At 74.0% G+C, this 6,199-nt stretch carries 4 protein-coding genes; 3 read left to right on the top strand and 1 reads right to left on the bottom strand.

Annotation, left to right across the window (positions count from 1 at the left end):
• Nucleotides 1–337: 337 nt before the first annotated feature.
• From IG54_RS0133245 to IG54_RS0133235, 3 genes are all read left to right on the top strand, one after another.
• On the top strand, nt 338–2,068 hold the full coding sequence (locus tag IG54_RS0133245) for a lytic transglycosylase domain-containing protein (RefSeq protein ID WP_030793421.1): 1,731 nt from the start codon (nt 338–340) through the stop codon (nt 2,066–2,068).
• Between the two features lie 169 nt (nt 2,069–2,237).
• On the top strand, nt 2,238–2,372 hold the full coding sequence (locus IG54_RS41605) for an SPW_0924 family protein (protein ID WP_106977150.1): 135 nt from the start codon (nt 2,238–2,240) through the stop codon (nt 2,370–2,372).
• A gap of 45 nt (nt 2,373–2,417) precedes the next feature.
• The gene (locus IG54_RS0133235; protein ID WP_030793420.1) at nt 2,418–3,440 is read left to right on the top strand and encodes a DUF3068 domain-containing protein; all 1,023 of its coding nucleotides are present in this window, start codon (nt 2,418–2,420) and stop codon (nt 3,438–3,440) included.
• A gap of 191 nt (nt 3,441–3,631) precedes the next feature.
• Here the strand turns inward: IG54_RS0133235 and hrpB are convergent, their stop codons facing one another.
• Complete coding sequence (gene hrpB, locus IG54_RS0133230; protein WP_030793418.1) at nt 3,632–6,199, bottom strand: ATP-dependent helicase HrpB; 2,568 nt, start codon at nt 6,197–6,199, stop codon at nt 3,632–3,634.

Here is a 6,199-nt window from a genome sequence, read left to right as displayed (position 1 = left end):
GGCCGGGGGGGGGGGGCGGCAGAGGGGGTTCGCGGCTCGGGGGTTCTCTGCGGGCCGCGTCGTGGCTGGTCGCGCAGTTCCCCGCGCCCCTTACGGGGCTTCAGTGCCGCGCCCCTTGCGGGGCTTCCCGGAGGGGCGTGGGGACGCCTCCGCGTAACAGCCCTGTCGCGGTATCGGTCAAGTGGTAAAAACCGGGCACGAACAGGTGCCCGGGCGCTGCAAGTTGTCGTAGTGTCGCCAGAGCCGCCCTACTAGGGGAGCACGCGCCTCCGCGGGCCAGCGTGTACGGAGGTGGGGTCGGCGCACAAGGGCAGTCAAAGGGGAGGGTGGGTCGGTCATGGCGCCGGTATTCGGCAGGCGGCTGCGCAGAGGAGCGGTGACCAGCGCGGTGGCCGCGGCGGCGGTGGCGGCGCTCGCGGCGTCGCAGGCCCCGGGCGTGACGGACGTTCCGCGCGGCGAGCGCACGGCGGGGGCGGCGGACACCCCGCCCGCGGGTGATTCCGCGACCGGTGACTCGCCCTACTACACCGATCTGCCGCCGCTGCGCAGCCCTGTCCCGCTCGCGCCGAACGGCGAGGCCGAGGCGGGCGTCCCGGCCACCGTCCTGGACGCGTACAAGAAGGCCGAGTCCGCGCTCGCCGAAGCCAAGCCCGGCTGCAATGTGCCCTGGCAGCTGCTGGCCGCCATCGGCAAGGTCGAGTCGGGGCATGCCCGAGGCGGCCGCGTCGACGCGGACGGCACGACGCTCAAGCCGATCCTCGGCCCGGTCCTGAACGGCAACGGCTTCGCGAAGATCACCGACACGGACAAGGGCGCCTTCGACAGCGACGCGACGCACGACCGCGCCGTCGGCCCCATGCAGTTCATCCCCTCGACGTGGGCCACCTCGGGCCAGGACGGCAACGGCGACGGCGAGAAGGACCCCAACAACATCTACGACGCGGCGCTCGCCGCGGGCCACTACCTGTGCGCGAACGACCGCGATCTGGCCGTCGAGGCCGATCTGCACAAGGCGATCCTGAGCTACAACCACTCGACGGAGTACCTGAACACGGTCCTGTCGTGGCTGGAGTACTACCGCAAGGGCACCCACGAGGTCCCCGACGGCAAGGGCGTCCTGCCGGGCGACCGCAGCGACGAGCACACCCCCGCGGTGGGCCCGACACCCGGCGGCAACGGCCCGTCCTCGGACAAGCCCGGCACCAGGGACAGGACCGGCACCTACCACCCGGGCAACGGCGACAGCAAGCCCAACCCGCCGGGCGGCGGCGGCGACAAGACGCCCGAGACCCCCACGCCCGCCGAGCGGGTCGCGCGCCTCAAGGACGCCGGCACCGGCACGCTCGCCGCGGTGGCGGGCGATGCCTTCGCCGGGCGCGTCCAGGTGCGTACGGAGTCCACCTCGGGCTCGGCCGTCGCCAAGGTCAAGGTGAAGTTCCGGGTCGTCGGCGACACGGACGCCCGCTTCGACGGCGGCGCGCGGAGCGCCATCGTCACCACGAACGCCACGGGCAGGGCGACCGCGCCCGTGCTCAAGGCGGGCGAGAAGACGGGCCGGTTCACCGTGCGGGCCACGGTCGTGGGCCGCACGCTGACGGGCCTGGACTACACGGCGAAGGTCACCGAGCGACAGGCCGACGCCCTGGCCAGGACCAGCGACAAGCCGCTGACCTGCGAGGTGGGCAAGGAGTTCGCCGACCGGGTCGAGGTCAGGGCGACGTACAAGGGCGAGGCCGCCGACGGTGTCACGGCCACCGCCACCCTGGTCAAGTCCGCGGCGGACGCCACCCCCAACGACAAGGGCCCCTACTTCAAGGACGCGAACGGCAACCCCGTGCGCGCGCTGAAGGGCCTGAAGACCGACGCGAACGGCCTGTTGAAGCTGCCGAGGCTGTACGCGGACGACGCGGCCGGCACGTACCTGCTGCGGGTCGTCACGGTCGGCGGCGCCACCCTCACCGTCGAGCTGAAGGTGACCGCCCCGGCCACCCCGGAGGCCCCCGAGACCCCGGAGGCACCCGCCACCCCGACCGCGCCGGCCACCCCGACGGCCCCGGCGGCCGACTGACGAGACCGGGCACGCCCTCGCACGCACCGACAGGACCGCCCCTTCGCCACCCACGGCGCGGGGGCGGTCCTGTGCTGTGCGACGTGTTCTCATCTCGCCCCCGCGTTGCTACGGTGCCCGCCCTGATGACCTGTCAGCTGTGGCCGCAAGCCGACCCGGGAGGCCCCGCATGCGCGCCCTCATCGCCGCCGCCACCGGCCTCGCCGCCGCGATCGTCCTGTTCCTCACGATCACCGCGATCGGCGCACCGTCCGGCGAGACCTCGCCCGAACCGCTGCTCACCACCGTCCCCGACCACCCGTAGCCGCACGGTCCTCAAGCACCCACAGACGTAGGGAGGGTCGCCGCGATGCGCCGCAAGGCCAGCCTCGTCCTGCTCGCCTTCGCCGTGTTCTTCACGGCCATGTCCCCGCTCATGCGCTGGTACGCCTTCCCGCGCCTCGCGAAGATCCCGCCGAGCCAGTACCAGGAGGCGGTTCTGGAGGCGAAGAACCCCACCCTCATCGACTACGGCACGATGAAGGCCGAGAAGGTCGGCAAAGTCACCATCGTGCAGACCCTCAAGGGCAATGTGGAGGCCTCGGAGAAGGTCGAGAGGAACGACGGGGACTCCTCCCGCGACGTCGTCGTCTGGGACGCGCTCTCCTACGTCCAGGACCCCGAGGGCAAGATGGTCTCCAAGATCCCCGAGCGTTACATCTTCGACGCGCACACCCAGGAGCCGGTGCACGCCCCCGGGGAGTCGGTCGACGGGGACCCCGTCAAGCGCCAGGGCATCGAGTTCAAGTGGCCCTTCCTGACGGAGAAGCGGGACTACGAGTACTTCGACGCGCAGGCCCGCGTCACCGAACCCATCCACTACAAGGGCGAACAGACGTTCCGCGGCGTGAAGGTCTACTACTTCGAGCAGACCATCCCCTGGACCAAGGTGCCCTTCCCCAAGACGATGCCGGTCAAGGGCATCACCCCGAAGTCCCTCGCCAAGACCGGCACCACCCGCTGGTACACCACGGTCCGCAAGTTCTGGGTCGAGCCGACCACCGGGGCGCCCGTCTACGGCGAGGAGATCCAGAAGAACGAACTGCGCGGCGGCACCCTCCTCGGCGGACGCGACAAGGTCACGGTCTTCGCCGGGCACGTGAAGATGCGCGAGGACTACATCGAGAGCACGGTCGACCTGGTCACATCCCAGCGCGTCCTGGTGCTCCTGCTGACCTCCTACCTCCCCTGGGGCTTCTTCGCCCTCGGCCTGCTCCTGCTCGCGCTCTCCCTCTGGCTGGAGGCCCGCGGACGCAGGCCGAACGGCCCCGGGCGGACAGCTTCGAGCGACGACCCCGATCCGGACCCGGAGGCGGAACCGGTCAAGGCCTAGGGCCTGTCCGGCGGATCAGGCCGCAGTTGGGTGGCGATCACCTTTCTGTGCAGGTGAGCGGGGTCTGGTGCGTCGAGATGCAAGGCGGAGGAGGGCGGCAGCGCGATGGGGGCGCCCCCTGCTCGAGCGAAGCCGAGAGCTTGGGGAAGTGCCAGACCCCGCGGCCCGCGGCATGATCCGCCGGACAGGCCCTAGGAGCCGTCACGCTGTCGCGCCTGGCGGGCCTTGGTGTACCGGGTCGGCTCGGCCGTGGCCGGATCCTCCGGCCACGGGTGCTTCGGATAGCGGCCGCGCAGCTCCGACCGCACCGCGCGGTAGCCCTCGCGCCAGAAGGACGCCAGGTCGGCGGTGACGGCGGCGGGACGCCCCGCGGGGGACAGCAGATGGACGAGAACGGGTACGCCGCCGTCCGCGATCCGCGGAGTCTCGGCGAGGCCGAACATCTCCTGCAACTTCACCGCGAGGACGGGCTGTTCGGGGTCGGCGTAGTCGATCCGGATCCTGGACCCGCTCGGTACCTCCAGCCGCTCCGGGGCGAGCGCGTCGAGGCGCGCGGCCTCCCCGGTCGCCCACGGCAGCAGCCGCGCGAGGGCCTGTCCGGCGTCGATGCGGGCCAGGTCGGCGCGGCGCCGGGCCTTGGACAACTCGGGCTCCAGCCATTCGTCCACGCGCGCGTAGAGGGCGTCCTCCGACACGTCGGGCCAGGGCGCGCCCAGCCGCCGGTGCAGGAAAGCGAGCCGCTCCCGCAGCTCCTGAGCGCCCCGGGACCACTTCAGCAGCGCCGTCCCTTCCTCGCGCAGCCCAGTGAGCAGACCTTCTCGTACGAGCGTGAGGTCGGCGTCCTTCAAGGGGCGTGCCGCCAGCTCGATCGCCCCGAGACGTTCGACGTTCCTCGCCGTGAGATCGCCGCCGGACCAGGTCACCTCGTCCCGCCGCGTGTGCAGCGGCGCGGCGGCGTTTCGCGCGATGTCCTCGTCGATCTGGGCGCCCAGCAGCACGCGCGCGTGCCCGGAGCCGACGGGGCGGTCCGCCACGGCCACGGCGATCCACTCGGCTCCCGTCAGCGAGGACCCCGCCCGCAGCTCGGCGCGCGTCCCGTTGGCCATCAGGTACGTCCCTCCGCCGACTGCGCGAGCCACCCGCTCGGGAAACGCCAGCGCGGCGACGACCCCGCACACCTCGCCCCCGTAGCCTGCGCGTGACCCGCCCGCCCGGCCCGCGGTGGACTCCGCCGCCGAGGCCAGTCGCCGCGTCTCCGCGCGCCAACGCGCCGCGTAACCGTCCCCGCCCCGCAGCGCCGCGCGCCACGCCGCCGCGAGGTCGTCGCCGTACTCCCGCGGCGGCTCCTCGCTCAGGAGGGCGACCACCTCCGCCGCCCGTCGCGCGCCCACGCGGGGCCCCGCGTCCAGCAGGGCACGCGCCAGGCGGGGGTGCAGGCCCACCCGCGCCATCCGCGTCCCCCGCTCCGTCGCGCGTCCGGTCGCCGCGTCCACCGCCCCGACCGCCGCCAGGACCTCCCGCGCCGCCGCCATCGCGCCGGCCGGCGGCGGATCGAGGAGGGCGAGCCCGGAGGCGTCCGGATCGCCCCAGCACGCCGCTTGCAGGGCGAACGCCGCGAGGTCCGCCACCTTGATCTCCGGAGCGGGAAAGCGCGGCAGCCGCCCGTCCTCCGCCTCCGCCCAGCACCGGTACACGGCGCCCGGCGCCTCACGCCCGGCCCGCCCCGCGCGCTGCCGCCCCGCCGCCTGCGAGGCGCGGACGGTGGCCAGCGCGCTCAGCCCCCGCGCATGATCGACCCGCGGCTCGCGCGCGAGGCCCGAGTCCACGACCACCCGCACCCCGGGCACCGTCAGCGACGACTCCGCCACCGACGAGGCCAGCACGACCCGCCGCCCCGGCGACCCCGCGAGGACCGCGTCCTGCACGGCGGCCGGCGCCCGCCCGTGCACCTGGAGCACCTCGACGCCCTCGCCGCCCCCGAGCCCGCCCAGCTGCCCGGCCACCCGCGCGATCTCGCCGACCCCGGGCAGGAAGCACAGGACATCGCCGTCCCGCTCGGCCAGCGCCCGCCGCACCACCGACGCCACGTGGGTGAGCAGCGCGGGATCCACGCGCATGCCGTGCGGCGGCCGCACCTCGCGCGCGGGCGGGGCCCACACCACCTCCACGGGGTGCGCGGTCCCGCGCGCCTCCACCACGGGCGCGCCCCCGAGGACCCGCGCCCACCCCTGCGCGTCGGTCGTCGCGGACGCGGCCACCAGCCGCAGCTCGGGCCGCAGCGCCGCCCGCACGTCCACCAGGAAGGCCGCCACGGTGTCCGCGTCCAGATGCCGTTCATGGCACTCGTCGATGATGACGACGTCCACGCCGGTCAGCTCCTGGTCCCGTTGCAGCCGCTGGAGCAGGACGCCCGTCGTGACGACCTCCACGCGCGCGTGGGGGCCCACCACCCGCTCCCCGCGCACGGTGTAGCCGACGCTCTCGCCCACCTGCTCGCCGAGCAGCCACGCCATCCGCCGCGCGGCGGCCCGGGCGGCGATGCGCCTCGGCTCGGCGACGAGGACGCGACGTACGCCCTGAAAGGCGCCCGGCGCCTCGATCAGGCCCGCGAGCGCCAGCGGCACCAGCGTCGTCTTGCCCGTCCCGGGCGGGGCACACAGCACCGCGCTGCCCGGCCCCTCCAGAGCGGCACGGAGGGCGGGCAGCGCGTCACGTACGGGCAGTTCGAGAGCGGCGGGGAGCGCGGGGTTACGGATCAC

Origin of the sequence: Streptomyces sp. NRRL S-920 (assembly GCF_000717945.1) — a bacterium.
In the GTDB taxonomy this organism is placed as follows: Bacteria; Actinomycetota; Actinomycetes; order Streptomycetales; family Streptomycetaceae; genus Streptomyces; species Streptomyces alboniger.
This window is presented reverse-complemented; position numbering and strand designations above follow the sequence as displayed.

Bases quoted from the DNA above. Each gene is read 5' to 3' on its own strand.
- IG54_RS41605 (WP_106977150.1), top strand. From the start codon at position 2,238: ATGCGCGCCCTCATCGCCGCCGCCACCGGCCTCGCCGCCGCGATCGTC.
- IG54_RS0133235 (WP_030793420.1), top strand. From the start codon at position 2,418: ATGCGCCGCAAGGCCAGCCTCGTCCTGCTCGCCTTCGCCGTGTTCTTC.
- IG54_RS0133245 (WP_030793421.1), top strand. From the start codon at position 338: ATGGCGCCGGTATTCGGCAGGCGGCTGCGCAGAGGAGCGGTGACCAGC.